The organism is Candidatus Bathyarchaeia archaeon, from assembly GCA_035283685.1.
Lineage (GTDB): Archaea > Thermoproteota > Bathyarchaeia > Bathyarchaeales > Bathyarchaeaceae > DATETJ01.
The window spans coordinates 242979-259456 of sequence record DATETJ010000002.1 but is presented as its reverse complement, the minus strand read 5'-3'; the positions used below and the strand labels follow the sequence as shown (position 1 = coordinate 259456).

17 protein-coding genes and 2 tRNA genes are annotated in these 16478 nt (G+C 48.8%); 16 read left to right on the top strand and 3 right to left on the bottom strand.

Annotated elements, in window-relative coordinates; all coding sequences use genetic code 11:
• Positions 1–615: 615 nt before the first annotated feature.
• Positions 616–711 (bottom strand) — tRNA-Val (locus VJ249_01465).
• A gap of 76 nt (positions 712–787) precedes the next feature.
• Positions 788–1162, bottom strand: a complete 375-nt coding sequence (locus tag VJ249_01460; protein HKZ93233.1) for a hypothetical protein — start codon at positions 1160–1162, stop codon at positions 788–790.
• A gap of 127 nt (positions 1163–1289) precedes the next feature.
• Here VJ249_01460 and VJ249_01455 point away from each other — a divergent pair.
• The 12 genes from VJ249_01455 to surE all read left to right on the top strand — a co-directional run bounded on the left by VJ249_01455 (position 1290) and on the right by surE (position 12153).
• Positions 1290–1379 (top strand) — tRNA-Ser (locus VJ249_01455).
• Positions 1380–1877: 498 nt separating this feature from the next.
• On the top strand, positions 1878–2108 hold the full coding sequence (locus tag VJ249_01450) for a DNA-directed RNA polymerase subunit N (GenBank protein ID HKZ93232.1): 231 nt from the start codon (positions 1878–1880) through the stop codon (positions 2106–2108).
• Positions 2109–2134: 26 nt separating this feature from the next.
• Entirely contained in the window at positions 2135–3385 is a 1251-nt protein-coding gene (locus VJ249_01445) for an enolase C-terminal domain-like protein (GenBank protein HKZ93231.1), read from the top strand.
• A gap of 14 nt (positions 3386–3399) precedes the next feature.
• A complete protein-coding gene (rpsB, locus tag VJ249_01440; protein HKZ93230.1) occupies positions 3400–4140 on the top strand; it encodes a 30S ribosomal protein S2 in 741 nt (246 codons plus the stop codon).
• A 28-nt stretch (positions 4141–4168) separates the two neighbouring features.
• On the top strand, positions 4169–5011 hold the full coding sequence (gene amrB, locus VJ249_01435; protein ID HKZ93229.1) for an AmmeMemoRadiSam system protein B: 843 nt from the start codon (positions 4169–4171) through the stop codon (positions 5009–5011).
• A gap of 6 nt (positions 5012–5017) precedes the next feature.
• Positions 5018–6013, top strand: a complete 996-nt coding sequence (gene mvk, locus VJ249_01430; GenBank protein ID HKZ93228.1) for a mevalonate kinase — start codon at positions 5018–5020, stop codon at positions 6011–6013.
• Positions 6003–6803 (top strand): isopentenyl phosphate kinase, encoded by an 801-nt coding sequence (locus VJ249_01425; protein HKZ93227.1) that lies wholly within the window; start codon positions 6003–6005, stop codon positions 6801–6803. The genes mvk and VJ249_01425 overlap by 11 nt, the downstream gene beginning before the upstream one ends.
• Before the next feature lie 15 nt (positions 6804–6818).
• Complete coding sequence (gene fni / locus VJ249_01420; protein ID HKZ93226.1) at positions 6819–7919, top strand: type 2 isopentenyl-diphosphate Delta-isomerase; 1101 nt, start codon at positions 6819–6821, stop codon at positions 7917–7919.
• 27 nt (positions 7920–7946) lie between these two features.
• Positions 7947–9023 carry a polyprenyl synthetase family protein gene (locus tag VJ249_01415; protein ID HKZ93225.1) on the top strand — a complete coding sequence of 359 codons (1077 nt, stop codon included), beginning with the start codon at positions 7947–7949 and terminating at the stop codon, positions 9021–9023.
• Positions 9024–9062: 39 nt separating this feature from the next.
• Positions 9063–10802: a glutamate--tRNA ligase gene (locus VJ249_01410; GenBank protein HKZ93224.1), complete on the top strand. Its 1740-nt coding sequence runs from the start codon at positions 9063–9065 to the stop codon at positions 10800–10802.
• Positions 10803–10828: 26 nt separating this feature from the next.
• Positions 10829–11110 (top strand): acylphosphatase, encoded by a 282-nt coding sequence (locus tag VJ249_01405; protein ID HKZ93223.1) that lies wholly within the window; start codon positions 10829–10831, stop codon positions 11108–11110.
• 251 nt (positions 11111–11361) lie between these two features.
• Positions 11362–12153 (top strand): 5'/3'-nucleotidase SurE, encoded by a 792-nt coding sequence (gene surE, locus VJ249_01400; protein ID HKZ93222.1) that lies wholly within the window; start codon positions 11362–11364, stop codon positions 12151–12153.
• 12 nt (positions 12154–12165) lie between these two features.
• Here surE and VJ249_01395 read toward each other — a convergent pair whose 3' ends face one another.
• Positions 12166–12552 carry a hypothetical protein gene (locus VJ249_01395; GenBank protein ID HKZ93221.1) on the bottom strand — a complete coding sequence of 129 codons (387 nt, stop codon included), beginning with the start codon at positions 12550–12552 and terminating at the stop codon, positions 12166–12168.
• Positions 12553–12672: 120 nt separating this feature from the next.
• Between VJ249_01395 and rtcA the strand changes: the two genes are divergently transcribed.
• The 4 genes from rtcA to VJ249_01375 all read left to right on the top strand — a co-directional run bounded on the left by rtcA (position 12673) and on the right by VJ249_01375 (position 16457).
• Positions 12673–13719, top strand: a complete 1047-nt coding sequence (gene rtcA / locus VJ249_01390; protein ID HKZ93220.1) for an RNA 3'-terminal phosphate cyclase — start codon at positions 12673–12675, stop codon at positions 13717–13719.
• Between the two features lie 86 nt (positions 13720–13805).
• Entirely contained in the window at positions 13806–14768 is a 963-nt protein-coding gene (locus VJ249_01385; GenBank protein HKZ93219.1) for a zinc metalloprotease HtpX, read from the top strand.
• A 79-nt stretch (positions 14769–14847) separates the two neighbouring features.
• Entirely contained in the window at positions 14848–15549 is a 702-nt protein-coding gene (gene tpiA, locus VJ249_01380) for a triose-phosphate isomerase (protein ID HKZ93218.1), read from the top strand.
• Positions 15550–15575: 26 nt separating this feature from the next.
• Positions 15576–16457 (top strand): ARMT1-like domain-containing protein, encoded by an 882-nt coding sequence (locus VJ249_01375; protein HKZ93217.1) that lies wholly within the window; start codon positions 15576–15578, stop codon positions 16455–16457.
• Positions 16458–16478 lie beyond the last annotated feature (21 nt).

The following is a 16478-nucleotide window of genomic DNA, read 5'->3' as shown; positions in this document are numbered from 1 at the left end:
CGTAGATGGCGAAGATGAAATCGTTGCGTTAAGTCTACTGGACAAAGAGATTGGGTTGGCTCCAACTTCGGCTGGGAAGGTAAGCAAGTTTTCTGTCCTTCGCGGAAGGGTTTTTGAATCATCCAGGGCGTCAACCGAGTTGTGTGTGGATGTCGGTGTGTTTGAGCCCGAAAAACGTGTTGCTGTTGTTCCCTTATGGCGTCTGCAGTCTCAGCTCAGCGATGGAAAAAAGACACCGCTTGGAAATCCGGTTGGACTATTCTGTCTCTACGACTTCGCGCCGCTTCATGTCAAGATCGTGGATGAATTGAACGATGAAAAAGATTTCTGGGAAGCCGAGCTATCGGAAGTGCAGCTTTCGACATTTTCCGACTGGATCAGGTCAAATCTTGATCGCTTGATTGTGCTGGGCGCAAGCCGCAAAGAAGTTGAAGAAGCAGTCGAAAGAGCGCGTCATTTTCGTGACGTCGTAAGAATCGAGACCCTCGGACCATTTGAACATGCATTGCTATGCAAACTGGGCACGGACGCGGTTGGACTTGTGCCAAGACTGGGTCCTTATCTCGCAGCATCTAACTTGGCGCCGTTCTCCCCTGAAAGAATTAAGCAGTTTGTTGGTGGGCCGGGCAGGACTTGAACCTGCGACCTTCGCCTCTCTTATTGTCTAGAGCATTGTAAGGGCGACATCCTACCAGGCTAGACGACCGGCCCTCGATGAAGTGCTCTTGTGAGTATGGATAAATGGGTCTTGATAAAAGGCTAATGCTTGCGCGTTGGTTTCGAGGTTTTATCTTCCGTGTCGTTTGTTTCGGCTGGTTCTTTCTTCGCGTTTTCGCCAGTCTCTTTTTCGTTGGGTTTCGATGAACATTCTGCCTCGTCCGCCCTCAAACTGTTCTGGTCCATGCTGGACTCTATAATGGCTGGTTTGTCTGTAGAATGTTTCGTAGTCGATTTTGTCTTCGGATAGTGCTGTTATTGCTTCGTTTAGTTTGAGTTTGGTGTCTGAGGATGAGGTTTTGTCCCATGCGTCGGAATAAACCGTGTATGCGGCGTGAAACCTGAAGTCAGAAGGTCTGTCAATCAATTGCTTGGGTATTGGTTCAGCGACTGGTTGGTCTGTGGTTTTTGGTTGTTCATCTGGTGGGTTTGGTTCTTCGGTCATAATGCTCTAGGCTCAGCGTTGATGTTTACTGCAATAGCATAGCGATATTATAAATCTTTTTTATCGTGGGCTGCACGAAACACACAAATAATCATTGTGGCAACAAAGTCTTCGAGGCCCGTAACATGCGGGGTTGCCCTAGCCTGGTAGGGGGCAGGCCTGCTAAGCCTGTGGTCCTAACAGGGCCGCGCGGGTTCAAATCCCGCACCCCGCGCCACATCGAACTCCATGTTGAGGCTAGTGGGGGGGATGTTGAGAATCGTGGGGCTGACGTAGTATGAGTGCTGGAAAATTTTCTTGCTGTTGGAGTTCTGCTTTTCTGTTTGTGTTTTGGGGGCTGTTTTGGTTTCTGCATGTGTTTTGGGTTCTGTTTGGGTGTTTTTGGCGTGACGTTCTATGTTGGTTAGCGTGACGTTTAATGTTGGTTAGCGTGACGTTTGCGCATGTTGGTGGCTCTGCGGGAAGAGTAATTTCAAAAGAAGAAGGGACCAATCGCTTAGCGCCTTCTTCTACCATGTTTGAGCTCGAATCGGTGCTGTAAGATGTGGAATTTCAGGCAAGGATGTTGGGTATAGTCTGTAACTGTCCTTGTTGTGTTGGCTGTCTCTTAGAAACAATGACATGCTGGGCTGTCACTTCCCATTTTAAGGTTGGACAATAAAGTTTAATTGTGTCTCGATGTTATGGCTAACAGCACGCTTTGGGTGTGGTTGTCATGATTATTCCTGTTCGGTGTTTCAGTTGTGGGTTTCTTATCGGTGATAAGTGGGAGGATTTTGCGAGCAGAGTCACGGAAGGCGAGGCCGCTGGCAAGGTTCTGGACAGTTTGGGCGTTAAACGCTACTGCTGTCGACGCATGTTGCTGTCACATGTTGAGATTATCGATGAAATCCTGAAATTTTATGAGGAAGCGAGCAAGAGGAAACTAGCTCAAGCTGCCCGATAGCATCATGATACTGAGGCGTCTCTTTTTTGTCAAGCGTTATCAAAAGCCTCACATCACGAAAAATTTTCAACATCCGAGGAGAAGAAACAGTAGAAGTCGATGTGGTAACAGCCAACGGATGTGGACGAGCATCAGCACCTGCAGGCGCCAGCAGGGGAAAGGGGGAAGTTGTGCCTTATCCGAAAGGAGACGTTGATGAAGCCATCAGAAAAGTCAAGCAGATTATTGCCCCGAAACTGATCGGCGTGGATACGCAAAAACAAGAGAAGATTGACGCCCTGCTTCACAAAATCGACGGGACGAACGACTTCCGGAATATTGGCGGAAATACATCATACGCGATTTCTTTAGCTGTTGCCGAAGCCGCAGCTGTCTCAGACGGCGTTTCACTTTTCGAGCATCTAGCAGGCAGGCTTGCCAATGAGCTTCCGCATCCGCTTGGAAATGTGCTAGGCGGCGGGCGACATGCGAGAGCTCAGGCACCAGATATTCAGGAGTTTTTGGCGTTGCCTTTGGAAGTTGGCTCATTTTTCGAGGCTGTGAAAGCTAACATTCATGTGCATCAAAGGGTTGGCGCTGTCCTTGAGAAAAAGGACCCCACTTTCACCGGGGGTAGAACTGATGAAGGTGCGTGGGCGCCAAACATGGAAAACGAGGAAGCGCTGGACATCGTGGCTTCCATGTGCCAGAAAGCCTCTGACGAAACAGGGGTTAAATGCTGCGTCGGCATGGATATGGCTGCCTCGACCCTTTGGGACTCGAAAAAGAAACGTTACGTGTACAAAAGAGACAACGTCAAACGAGACACGGGCGAGCAATTGGATTTTGTTTTCCGTCTTGTCAAAGCATACAAGCTTGTTTACGTGGAAGACCCATTCCATGAAGAGGATTTTGCCAGCTTCGCAGAACTGACAAAGAAAGTTGGAAACTGTTTGGTCTGTGGCGACGACCTCTTCGTAACAAACATTAAGCGCATGCAAAAAGGGATTAAAATGGGCGCGGCAAACGCTTCAATTATCAAGGGCAATCAGGTGGGAACGCTTACAGATGCTTGGCAAGCCACCGAACTTGCGCAGAGGGCAGGTTACGTGCCTGTTATGTCGCATCGGTCAGGAGAAACCACCGAAGCTCACATAGCCCATCTTTCTGTGGCGTTTCGATGCCCAATAATAAAAGCGGGCGTTGTCGAGGGCGCTCGAACAGCCATATTGAATGAGCTTATCCGAATTGAGGAGATGCTCAAGGGAAGTGCTAAAATGGCAGCACTAACACTATAGAAGGGCGAATACTCATGTCAGCAGAAGAGAACAAAGAAGAAAAATCATCTACGCCTGAAGCCTTAGACGTTCCAGACGTTCCAGTTTCAGCAGAAGCTTCAACAGAAGCAGCAGCAGACGCGCCAACCGAAGCTGAAGTCCGAGTTGGCGAGGAACTGCTTCTACCGCAGGACACCTTACTGTCAGCAGGCATACATATAGGCACAAGAATGAAAACCAAAGACATGGCCACGTTCATTTACAGAGTGCGCCCGGATGGGCTTTTTGTCTTAGACGTCAAGAAAACAGATGAACGCATCAGAGCTGCATCCAAGTTCTTGGCTCGCTTTGAGCCTTCAAGAATCGTGGCAATTGCTGCACGTCTCTACGCTCGTGAGCCAGTTAAGCGGTTCTGCGAACTCACCAAGGCAACCCCAATAATAGGACGTTTCATTCCGGGCATGCTTTCAAATCCCTTGTATGCTGGACGCATTGAACCCAATATTGTGATAGTCTCTGACCCCAAAGCAGACGCGCAAGCTGTGAAGGAGGCAGGAGCCATTGGCATTCCAGTGATAGCATTGTGCAGCACAGACAACGAGTTTGCCGGTGTTGATTTGGTTATTCCGACAAACAATAAGGGCAGACGAGCGCTGGCAGTTATTTATTGGCTTCTGACACGTCAGATTCTGCGCGAAAGAGGCGAGCTTCCACCAGATGGCAATCCAGCGCTTACGATTGACGACTTCGAAGTGAAGCTGACGAAAGAAGAATAGCCCTCACAAAGAGGCGCAAGCCTTGAAAGTGAGAAGTCCCGCATACGCTGGAACGTTCTACGAGGGCAACGCCACATCGCTGAAGGCTCAAATAGAAGGCTGCTTCAGGCATGAACTTGGACCGAAAGCTCTGCCAAAAGCTTCTCAGGGCAAGCTGCGGAACATTGTTGGAATGGTTAGCCCTCACGCAGGTTACATGTACTCTGGACCTGTAGCGGCTCACGGCTATCATCACTTAGCTTTGGATGGCAAACCTGAAACTGTCGTGATATTTGGTCCCAACCACACCGGGAGGGGCAGCGGTTTGGCTATAATGAAAGAAGGAGTATGGCGCACACCGCTTGGGGAAGTTGAACTCGATACGGCAGTCGGAGACAGCATAATAAAAGAATCCGCGGTTATTGATGTCGACGACACAGCCCATACGCAAGAACACTCAATCGAGGTTCAACTGCCTTGGCTTCAGTATCTCTACGGTTCAGGCTTCAAGTTTGTGCCAATTTGCTTTCTTATGCAAGACTTGGAGTCAAGTCGCGAGGTCGGCATGGCCGTGGCTAAGGCTTTAAGAGGAAAAGCCGGCTTGGTAATCGCCTCAACCGATATGACACATTATGAACCCCAAAAAATTGCTGAACAAAAAGACAAAACCGTGCTCGAAGCGGCAATGAAGCTGGACGAGAAGGGGCTTTACTCAGCGGTTGAGGGCTTCCAAGTTACGATGTGCGGTTATGGACCAACCATAGCTGCGATAACAGCTGCAAAAGAGCTAGGCGCGCGAGAGGGCAAACTGCTGTGTTACAAAACAAGTGGGGATGTTATAGGCGACCGTTCAGCTGTTGTAGGCTACGCGTCTTTAGTCTTCACAAGGTAGTTTAGCATGACTGATTTGAAAAGTAAGGTTGTGACTGCGTCCGCACCTGCAAAAGTCATTCTTTTTGGTGAACACTTTGTTGTTTACGGTCAACCCGCTATTGTGGTGGCAATTGACAAACGCGCAAGCGCCACTGCCCAAGTGAGAAAGGATAACCGGATAAGTATAAACTCCGTCGACCTAGGCATCTCAGGCGTCTTCAAAGGGGACAGGTTTCAAGCGAAGAGGGGCGGCGCGAAAGGCCGTTTCAGACTTGAACCTGTAAGAAGAGCTGTTCAACTGGCTCTTGAAAGGGCAGACAAGAAAGTAGGCATCGATCTGCGTATCAAATCCAGTATTCCAGTGTCTGCTGGCTTAGGCTCGTCTGCGGCTGTTGCAACGTCAACAGTTGCCGCGGTCAGCAATCTTTTGGGAATCGAGCTTTCCCGCGATGAGATTTTTAGGATGGCTTATGAGTCAGAGCGGCTCGTTCACGGCACGCCATCTGGAATTGATCCAGCTATCGCAACATATGGTGGAGCACTTCAGTTTCAAAGAGACAAGGATTTCATCAACCTAAATGTGCATGCAAACATTCCTTTGGTCGTAGGCAATACGCGGGTTGAGCGGTCAACTGGCGAGCTGGTTGCAAAAGTCAGGCGAATGAATGAGAATTTTCCATCAATAATGAAATTGATAATAGTCACTGGCGCGAGAATCGCTCTAGAAGCTGCTGAAGCGCTGAGACAAGGGAACCTCCAAACTGCTGGAGAGCTAATGAACATGAATCATGCGTTGCTTTGCGCTGTTGACGTATCCCATGAATCTCTTGAACGTCTGATTTTTGCGGCTCGGCGGAGCGGGGCGTTTGGTGCCAAACTCACTGGAGGAGGCGGAGGCGGATGCATGATCGCATTGGCGGAAGAAAAGAAGCTAAAAAGAGTCATGGTGGCAATCGAACGGGCTGGCGGAACGGCGTTTGAGGCTTGTAAGACCGACGAAGGCGTCAGAATTGAACGTTAGGCCAGTAGTTCTCAAACTTGGCGGCTCAGCAATAACGTACAAGGACAAGGATTTCACAGCCAATCAAGATGCAATCAACAGACTTGCAGCAGAAATTGCTGAAGCCAAAATACCACAACTCATAATCGTTCACGGCGGCGGCTCTTTCGGTCACCCGTTAGCGAAGAAATACTCGATAAAAGAAGGCTTTCAAGGCGAAGCCTCTCAGCTACTGGGTTTTTCTGAGACGCACCAATCGATGATAACGTTGAACAACATAGTCTTGAAAGCTCTAATAAAGCATAATATCCCCGCGGTGACGATAGCACCTTCATCCCTAACAGTCACGAAGTCAGGTCGAATAATAGCTGCAATAGACGAACCTTTGAAAAGGCTGCTTTCCATGGACTTTGTGCCACTTCTTTACGGCGACGCTGTTCTCGACCTCGACTTGGGTTTCACAATTTTGTCCGGCGACCAACTGGTGGCTTCGATTGCCATACAGTTGAATGCTGAGAGAATGGTAATTGGCATTGATGAAGACGGATTGTTCACGGCTGATCCTAAAGGGACTAGACCAACTAATTTCATTGAAGATTGTACCCTTGATGAGCTGAGAGAATTACAGAAACAACTCCAAACATCAACTGCCCATGACGTAACAGGAGGCATTCACGGCAAGATAATTGAGCTCATGCCCGCAATCGAGAAGGGAATCGCGGCGTTAATTGTAAATGCATCAAAACCCCACTTAGTCTACAAGGCTTTGCGAGGCGAAAGAGTCATCGGCACCCACATCCAGAAAGAATGAGGAGCGAAAAGCGAATTGTCGAAGAAAACTGAAGAAAGAAAAGATGAGCATCTGGACATCTGCCTAAGAGAGAACGTTCAAGCAAGACACACTACAACCGGCTTTGAAGAAATTCACATGATACACAAGGCTTTGCCAGAAATAAACTTAGAAGAAATAAACCTGTCTGGTAAGACCTTCAATCACAAGTTCTCAGCTCCGTTGATCGTTGAGTCAATGACAGGAGGCACACGTAACGGAAGCAAGGTCAACGTGGCAATTGCGAAAGCGGTTGAAGAGCTAGGTTTGGGAATGGGCGTTGGAAGCCAACGAACAGCCTTCGAAAGTACAACCGTAGAAGGCACGTTTGCAGTAACTCGCAAGGAGGCCCCTAACGCATTCATCATGGCTAACATTGGTGCGCCGCAGTTAGCAAAAGGGTACGGAGCCAAAGAGGCCAAGAAAGCAGTAGAAATGCTGGAAGCAGACGCCTTGCTAATCCATCTAAACCCTTTGCAAGAGGCAATTCAACCAGAAGGCGAGACCACTTTCAACGGCGTAGCCGCCAGAATTCAGGCGATAGTTGACGGTGTAGACATACCAGTCATCGTCAAAGAAGTAGGTTGCGGAATAGGCGCCGCTGAAGCTAAACAACTTGAAGCCTTAGGAATCGCAGGCATCGACATTGCAGGAGCAGGCGGAACAAGCTGGACAGCGGTTGAGTATTTCAGAGCTAAGAAGGAAAGAGATGAAACTCGTCAAAGGCTGGGCGAAACCTTCTGGGACTGGGGCATTCCCACAGCCGCAAGTTTGATAGAAACAACCCAAGTGGTTCACATTCCGGTTATCGCTTCAGGCGGATTGCGTTCTGGCATAGACTTGGCTAAAGCGTTGGCTTTGGGTGCCAGTCTCACCGGTGTGGCGTACCCTATTTTGGATCCCGCGTTTCATGGCGCACAGGAAGCGAAAAAGAAGCTGCAACTCCTCTTGGATGAGTTGAAGACCACGATGTTTCTGGTTGGCGCGAACTCAGTTCAAAAACTCCGCAGAGCACCTTTAATCGTTACTGGGAAAATGGCTGATTGGTTGGTGATGCGTGGCTTTGAGCCTCAAAACTACGCGAGACGAGACCTCTAGGCAGGCTTTCGAGACAGAGGTGAGGAAATGAAGATTGACGTGGAAAAATTGCTTGAGGAAAACGCGCAAATTGTCGACAAACTAATTGAGCGCTACATCCCAAGAAAATTCGACCGATCAGCGAGTGTTTTTTCACAGAGCCCGCCTCGATACGATTTCAATATTGAAGCACTGGACAAAGCGATAGCTAGTCCCATATGGGATTTCCTTGACCGCGGCGGCAAACGGTGGCGACCATCTTTGTTTCTGCTTGTTGTAGAAGCCTTAGGTAAGGACTCGAAGAACCTGCAGGATTTTGCCATTATTCCAGAGGTCATTCACAATGGAACCATCATGATTGATGACATTGAGGACGACTCTGAGCTTCGAAGAGGCAAACCCTGCACCCATAAGCTGTTCGGCCTTGATGTGGCGATCAACGCTGGAAATTCCATGTACTACTTGCCCTTGTTGACGCTAATCCTAAACCGTGACAAGATAGGCGCCGAGAAGTTGAGTCGAATCTATGAAATCTACATCCGCGATATGATCAATCTGAGCTTAGGGCAAGCCATGGACATCGCTTGGCATAAGGGCTTGGCAGACACTGACAAGCTGACTGAGACGCAGTATATGCAGATGTGCGCTTACAAGACTGGCACGTTGGCCAGGATGGCGGCTGAGATTGCGTCTGTCTTATGTGAGGCAAGCAGTGACACGGTTGAGAGGTTGGGACGGTTTGCTGAAGCCTTGGGGATAGCCTTTCAGATTCAAGACGACGTTCTTGATTTGACGAGCAAAGAATTCGCTGCAAAGAAGGGCGGACGAGGTCAAGACATAACAGAAGGCAAGCGAAGTCTAATCCTGATTCACACACTCGAGAAGGCGAAGCTAGCTGACAAGAAGAGACTAGACGCGATTCTCAAAATGCACACCGATGACCAAAAGCTGAAAGATGAAGCAATTCAAATCATGAAGCAATACGGCTCAATTGAATACGCCAGACAATTCGCCAAAAAACTTGTGACTGGGAGCTGGGAAGAAGTGGACAGGTTACTTTCACCGTGTGAAGGTAAGGAAAAACTGAAAGCCTTTGCCGACTACCTCGTCGAAAGGGGCATGTAATCGAAGAAGCTCTAGGGCTTCATGAAGAGTGCGCGCAGCATGGTAGATAACACGGAAAGGGAAGCCATAAAGAAAATCGCGCTTCTAAACGCGCTTAACTATGGAGGAAAAGCGCAGTTCCAGCCTGTTCTTGGAAAACTACTAACTGAGCAGCCTCAACTGAAGACAAAGATAAAGGAAATTGCGCCGATTATCCAAGGCATCGTTGCCGAAGTGAATAAACTTCCCATTGAGAAACAGAAGAAAATCGTAGAGGAAAAGTGGCCAGAGGCCCTTGTCAAGACGCGAGTTGAGGTTGAAAGAACTTTACCGTCACTATCGAATGTCGACAAATATGAACGCGTCGTGACTCGTTTTGCGCCCAATCCGGACTGTATGCTTCACTTAGGTAGCGCGCGAGCCATAGTGCTTTGCGACGAATACGCCAAAATGTACAACGGTTCGTTTAGAGTGCGACTTGAAGACACTGATCCACGATTGAAAAGGTCAGCTTTACCCTTTTACGCTGCTATTCCTGTGGATTTGAAGTGGCTTGGCTGCAAATGGGATATGGAAGTTATTCAGAGCGATCGACTCCCCGCCTACTATGAGTATGCTGAAAAGCTTCTGGCAAGCGGCGCCGCATACGTCTGCGCTTGCACGTCCGAAAAGTTTCGCAAGTTGATCACAACAAAGAAGCCGTGTCCCTGCCGAGACTTGCCAGCAAGTGAGCATCTAGCTCGTTGGAAATACATGTTAAATGGAACGTACAAGGAAGGCGAAGCCGTTGTGCGGATTAAGACGGACTTGAAACATCCCAATCCAGCAGTGCGTGACTGGCCTGCACTACGCATAATCAACCCAAAGAAATATCCTCACCCTCGAGTCGGCGACAAGTATCGCGTTTGGCCTCTTTACAACTTCTCTGCTGGCGTAGATGATCATTTGATGGGCGTAACACACATCATACGTGGCAAGGAGCACCTTGCAAATCAGACTAGGCAAGAGTACATGTACGAGCATCTTGGTTGGCACTATCCTGAAGCCATCCACTATGGGCGGATGAAAATCGTGGGTGGACTCTTGAGCAAGTCAAAGATTGTTGAAGGCGTAAAGAAAGGCGCGTTCACAGGTTGGGATGACCCCCGATTAGCCACGTTCATCGCTCTAAGAAAACGTGGGATACTGCCTGAAACTATAAGACGTCTGATAATTGAAGTCGGTCCGAAAACCGTGGATGTAACATTGAGTTGGGAGAACCTCTACGCTGTCAATCGAAAACTGCTCGATCCAATAACCGACCGTTATTTCTTTGTACGTGACCCGAGAAAACTCAAGGTTACGAAGATCCCAGAAGTCACCCTAGCTCACTTGCCGCTCCATCCGGACAACTCAAAACGAGGCTTCCGCGAATTCCGAATAGAACCACAAAAAGGCGCTGCCGAATTCTGGATTGCCACACAAGACGCGAATCTGTTGAAGAACGGTCAGATCGTGCGGTTGATGGGTCTTTTCAACATGCGGATCGAGGATGTGGAAGCTGGAGTTGTCGAGGCAAGTTTTCACAGCAAAGGTCATGAAGAGGCAAGAAAGCTTGGCGCGCCTCTGATCCATTGGCTGCCCGTGGGCACCGGCATTCCTTGCGAAGTGGTTATGCCCGATGCAACTGTGGCAAGAGGCATAGCCGAAGACACATGTCGACAACTCAAACCAGATACCACTGTACAGTTCGAACGCTTCGGCTTCGCCAGAATCGACAGCATCGAATGGAAACTTACAGCGTACTATGCCCACAGATAAATTGGATTTTCAGGGTTTGTCAATCATTGAAGATTAGGGCTCACGTCTATGTTAGTGGCAGGGTTCAGGGCGTATTTTTCCGAAGTGAAACCCAAGATGAAGCCATAAGACACGGTGTAACCGGCTGGGTGAGAAACACGCCTGACGGAAGAGTTGAAGCTGTTTTCGAAGGCGAAAAGGAGAGCGTCGATAGGCTCGTGGAATTTTGCAAACGAGGTTCATATGGTGCAAGTGTGATGAAAGCTGAGGTTCTCTGGGAAGATTACAAAGCGGAGTTCCACAAATTCAGCATACGTTATGAATCCTAGTTCGCGGCTGGCGGTTCAGAAACCGTAATAACACCGAGCTGGTTTCTGCTCAGAAGTAGTCCGCGCCGCGTGTACGTTGACTACTACTTCTATGTTGCTGTAATGAGTTGGGGAAGGCAGGTTTTTTCAGATGTTATTAACTCCCGCTTAGAAACCGTAATAATACCGAACTGGGTTCTGTCTTTCTTTCCAGAAGCAAACACTTTTTTGATGTGAGACGCCTATCCAGAGTCTTAAACGAGGTATGTTGAATGAAGACAATCTTACTGATCAATGATGACGGGATTTATGCTTCAGGTTTATTGGCTATCAAAAAGAAGCTCGCACATCTCGGAAAAATTGTTGCAGTTACTCCGAAAGAAGAGATTAGCGGAATTGGAAAAGCCATCACTTCCACAAGACACGTGCAAATAGAAGAAGTTAAGCTGAGCGACGACTCCAAAGCCTACGGAGTCATAGGTGGAACGCCGGCAGATGCCTATCTTCTGGCAGTCAACAAGATCCTTAAGAGCCCACCTGATGTCGTAGTTGCTGGAATAAACCTTGGTCCAAACTTGGGGATAGATGACTTCTTGAACTCCGGGACTATTGGCGCAGCCTTGGAAGCCGCCATTCACAACATACCCGCCGTAGCCATATCTTACTGCAAACGTGAAATCGATGATCAAAAAGCAGACAAATCCAAGATAACGCTAGCAGAGTTGGAGCTAGCAGCAAGCGTTGGGCAAAAAATCGTTGAACACGTTCTAGAAAAAGGCATGCCCCCTAATGTAGACCTCATTTCAGTCAATGTTCCAGAGAACGCCGATTGCACAAGACTGAAAGTAACGAAGCTGTCCTACGAAGGCTACGGCGACCTGTTCACGAAAGAGGAAAAGGGCTACAGAATTGCCCAATGGAGACTAGCCGACTACGGCGATTCTGATCCTGAAACAGATGTTCATGTGGTTCAAAGTGAAGGATGCATTTCAATCATGCCCGTTAGAATCAGATTTCAGCATAACATGACGGCAATGGAAAAAGCTGTGAAACAAATTTTCTGAAGATAGGGCTTGCTATCTCTGTTCTTTCGGAACTCGGAAATGTGATTCTTTGCCTGCGCTTATGTATTCGCCGCCTTCGCCGCGCACTATGGACGCTATTTTTGCGAAGTTTTCCGAGCCCAAGTATTGACGCGGTTTGATGACGATGTAGTTGCCAGAGTCCTCAAAGAAGAGCATGCTTTCCAACTCCTTTGGAAACCCAGTTTTTATGTCCACTACGCTTCGCATTCGAGCAGCAGGTGGTGCAGGGGCTACAGGAGCAGGAGCGGGTGCCCCAGTTTCAGGCGCCTTCAAATGCTTCGAAATGTCAGTCAAGTCCTCTGAGATTTCCTTCAATACAATAAGAAGCTGGTCTATTCGTTGTGCCAGTTCTTCAGCGGATGGTTTCTTGTCGCTCATGTAATCGCCAGCTTACAGTATCCTTTGATATGTGAGCTGCCATTTCTGTTTTGTCCTAATCGCCATGCGTCAAAAAGGTAAAGAGCGCCCCCATCGAATTCAACGTGAGAGTTGCGTCGCTTGTTAGAAATTGACGGCAGCCAAAAGAGTGGCAGTGGCACCATCCTTCGCTTATCCATTGCATTAGCTGCAATTATGAAAAAGCCATTGCACATCATCCGCATACGCGAGAAACGCGTTCAACCTGGACTGCGCCCACAGCATCTGGAAGCCGTGCTCACCGCAGCCAAGCTGTGCAACGCCGAAGTCAAAGGCGCTAAACTCGGTTCGCGTGAGCTTTGGTTCACGCCAAATGAGATACACGGTGGCGAAGTTAAAGCGGAGATAGGAACTGCGGGCAGCATTCCCATGCTTCTGTTAACTGTTCTGCCAATATGCGCCTATGCGGAGAAGCCTGTGCACTTGCATGTTAAGAAAGGCGGAACAGATGTGAGAAACGCGCCTACAATCAACTACCTGAAGTATGTGCTGCTGCCTATGCTGGCTCGTATGGGCTTGAAGGCTTCGTTAATCATTCAGAAATATGGTTACTATCCAAAGGGAATGGGTGAAATCCTGCTTGACGTTGAGCCCTGCCGAAATCTCGATTCCATAACCCTAGACGACTTCGGAAAACTACGAGACGTAAAAGGCGTATCCGTTTGCACTTTTCTTGCTGACCGCAGGGTTGCTGAGCGTCAAGCAGTAGCGGCAAATGACCGCCTCAAAGCTGCAGGGTTGAAGGCAGAAATAGAAATACGTAATGACATGTCGAATCCACTGCAGAAGGGCAGTTCTCTGGTTTTGTGGGCTGAAACCGACAAAGGCGCGTTATTGGGCGGAGATGCCATAGGCGAGCTGGGCAAACCCAGCGAAACAGTAGGGCGAGAAGCCGCTGAGAATCTGCTTAAGGAAATAGAGTCCGAGGCTACTGTTGACTCGCATTTGGCTGATATGTTGGTGCCTTATGTTGCGCTTGCGAAAGGCAAGTCAGTTTACTTAAGCCGCCTTGTCACGGAGCATTTGGACACAAACATCTTGTTAACTGAGCAGATTCTGGGCATGAAATTCCATGTGGCCAGATCCCAGAGTCTTTGTTGCATTGAAACCGTCGGATTGCAGTTGTGAAGCGCTTCTCTGACACGCGGACTCGCGTGGAAGTAAAGGATTTAAGTCTCCGTTACGCTGGTTGTGTTCTGACGTAGTGAATAATCATGAGTTTGTGGCAGCTTCGAATGTCCGTGCTGGGAACGTTAGCCGCAATCATAGGCTTGTCCACCCTGTTCTTCACAGCTATTTTGTGGTGGTTCAACGTTGACTTTATTCTGATGCCCATAATCGTCATTTCCTTTAACCTTCTTCAATGGCTCATCGCGCCATACCTCATCGACGCCATGTACCGTGTCCGCGAGGTCTCGCCTTCAGAAAAACCGCGACTGCACGAAATGGTTGAAAGGCTCAGCGCAAAAAGCGGGTTAAAAAAGCCTCGCGTCATGGTTGCAAACATGCCAATTCCAAACGCGTTTGCCTATGGTTCGCCTATAGCTGGGTCCAGAGTTGCAGTGACATCGGAAATGTTGAACACGCTTGATGACGAAGAGGTTGAAGCAGTTATAGGGCACGAGTTGGGGCATTTGAAGCATCGTGACGTGCAGGTCATGATGTTTGTCTCCATCCTGCCAGCGATCTTCTATTACATAGGCTTCTCCATGCTCTGGTCATCATCGTACCGAAGCAGAAACGAAAGAGGCTCAGGCGGAGCTGCAGCAATAGGTGTCGTCAGCATTCTCATGTACTTCGTCTTAACGATGTTCATTCTGTATTTGAGCCGGCTTCGGGAGTATTTCGCGGATCGTCACAGCGCCAGCATCGTTGATGATGGGCCTCGTAAACTCTCTGAAGGCCTAGCAAAAATCGTGGACTATACTCATAAGTTGAAGCATTCCCGCCGAAACGTTGGCACAGCGGGGTCATTCAAGGCTTTGTTCATCTCAGATCCGGATAGGGCTGAGGCTGACTCAGCTGCGATGTCTCGAGTAATGAGCTACCGAACTGATCAAAAACTGGTTGAGAGCGTTCTAACAAAAAACGTCACCGCTTTAGACCGGTTGGCCGAGTTGTTCTCAACGCATCCCAACATCGTAAAACGATTGCGCGCCTTGCAGAAACTGGCCTAGCCAGTTTGTCTGATTTCCTGTCCGCGATTAACCAAATTGTTTTAACTCGGGTTTCTGTATGCTTAGCGTGTGATTTCAGATGCCAAAGCAGGAGGCAAGAGGCAAAGTTCACGTTCCTTTGGTCTTGGTCAACTTCAAAACCTACATTGAAGGCACGGGAAAGAATGCGCTTAAACTTGCCAAGACCTGTGAGAAAGTAAGTCGGGAAACCAAAGCAAGCATCGGTGTTGCTCCGCAGTTTGCCGACATCGCACCTATTGCGAGCGAGGTGTCAATTCCCGTTTTCTCACAGCATATCGACCCGTTTCCCGCTGGTAGCTTTACAGGTCATGTTTTGCCTGAATCGGTGAAGGAAGCTGGCGCGGTAGGCACTTTGGTGAATCACTCTGAGCGACGGATGAGGCTTGCAGATATTGATGAAATCATAGCGCGCGCTCGTCAGAACGGCCTGATCACGGTTGTATGCTCCAACAACGCTTCGGTTAGTGTGGCGACTGCTGCGCTGAAGCCCGATATGGTCGCGGTTGAGCCTCCCGAGTTGATTGGCACCGGAATTCCTGTTTCCAAGGCAAAGCCCGAAGTTGTGTCAGGCACAGTTAAACTCGTTAGACAAGTCAATCGTGACGTTGTTATCTTATGCGGCGCGGGCATAACGCGAGGCGGCGACGTGAGTGCGGCATTGCGGTTGGGCGCAGAAGGAGTGTTAGTGGCGAGCGGCATCGTCAAAGCTAAAGATCCTTATACCATCTTAACGGAATTTGCTGAAGCCATACTGAAATAAACTTGGAGACCTAAGGAGCCCTAGAGTTGAAGGTTGACATAGAATGTGCACCGTGCATTCTTCATCGAGGATACATGGAAATCAGTGAAGCCACAAACGACAAGGCTCTTCAGTTTCGAGCAATGTCAGCTCTTGCACGGTTACTTGACAAGGAGTTCGGACCAGTAGCTGTTCCAGCTCGCCTTGGGACGAAACGCGACCGTTTGGTGAAAGCCATAACTGGTAACACGGATCCTTACGCAAAGAAGAAGTGGCTCAGCAACCAGCGCGCCTTAGAAGTTTTGCCTCAGGTTAAACGAGTTATCGCTCAGGAGAAGTCTGGTGAGGCAAGATTCAGGAAGGCTTGTTTGTGCGCTATAGTCGGAAACGTAATTGAGTTTGACATTCCGGAGCATGAGTTTAGATTTGAAGACATTACAAGGCTCGCGCTGCAGGCTCAAGAAGATTTGGCTGTTGACGAGATCTCTAAGATTATTGATGCCGCAAAGAACGCGGAAGACATCTTGTATCTCACTGACAACGCGGGCGAGATCGCTTTTGACAAGTTGCTTGTGGCTGAACTCAAGAAGCTGGGTCCTCGTGTTACTGTGGCTGTGAAGGGTAAACCGATAATTAACGATGCTACGTTGCAGGATGCGAAAGCTGTGGGCATGCAGGAGGCAGCTGACGACGTGATGTCCACTGGAACTGACTCAGTTGGGCTGGTTTTGAAGGAATGTTCGAAGCGCTTCATTTCCTTGTACAAGTCGGCTGACTTGATTGTAGCCAAGGGGATGGGACATGCAGAAACTCTAACTGAGACAAAGCTGACGAAGCCTCATGCATTGTTGTTGCGGACCAAGTGTCAACCTGTGGCACGTTTCTTCGGCACGGTTAGAGGTAAGAACGTGGCTAAGCTGATTGTCTAAACGCTTTAAAGTTCTCAATCC

Bases quoted from the DNA above. Each gene is read 5' to 3' on its own strand.
- VJ249_01450 (HKZ93232.1), top strand. From the start codon at position 1,878: ATGATTATTCCTGTTCGGTGTTTCAGTTGTGGGTTTCTTATCGGTGAT.
- VJ249_01385 (HKZ93219.1), top strand. From the start codon at position 13,806: ATGAGTTTGTGGCAGCTTCGAATGTCCGTGCTGGGAACGTTAGCCGCA.
- mvk (HKZ93228.1), top strand. From the start codon at position 5,018: ATGACTGATTTGAAAAGTAAGGTTGTGACTGCGTCCGCACCTGCAAAA.
- surE (HKZ93222.1), top strand. From the start codon at position 11,362: ATGAAGACAATCTTACTGATCAATGATGACGGGATTTATGCTTCAGGT.
- VJ249_01410 (HKZ93224.1), top strand. From the start codon at position 9,063: ATGGTAGATAACACGGAAAGGGAAGCCATAAAGAAAATCGCGCTTCTA.
- rpsB (HKZ93230.1), top strand. From the start codon at position 3,400: ATGTCAGCAGAAGAGAACAAAGAAGAAAAATCATCTACGCCTGAAGCC.
- tpiA (HKZ93218.1), top strand. From the start codon at position 14,848: ATGCCAAAGCAGGAGGCAAGAGGCAAAGTTCACGTTCCTTTGGTCTTG.
- VJ249_01460 (HKZ93233.1), bottom strand. From the start codon at position 1,162: ATGACCGAAGAACCAAACCCACCAGATGAACAACCAAAAACCACAGAC.
- VJ249_01395 (HKZ93221.1), bottom strand. From the start codon at position 12,552: ATGAGCGACAAGAAACCATCCGCTGAAGAACTGGCACAACGAATAGAC.
- VJ249_01415 (HKZ93225.1), top strand. From the start codon at position 7,947: ATGAAGATTGACGTGGAAAAATTGCTTGAGGAAAACGCGCAAATTGTC.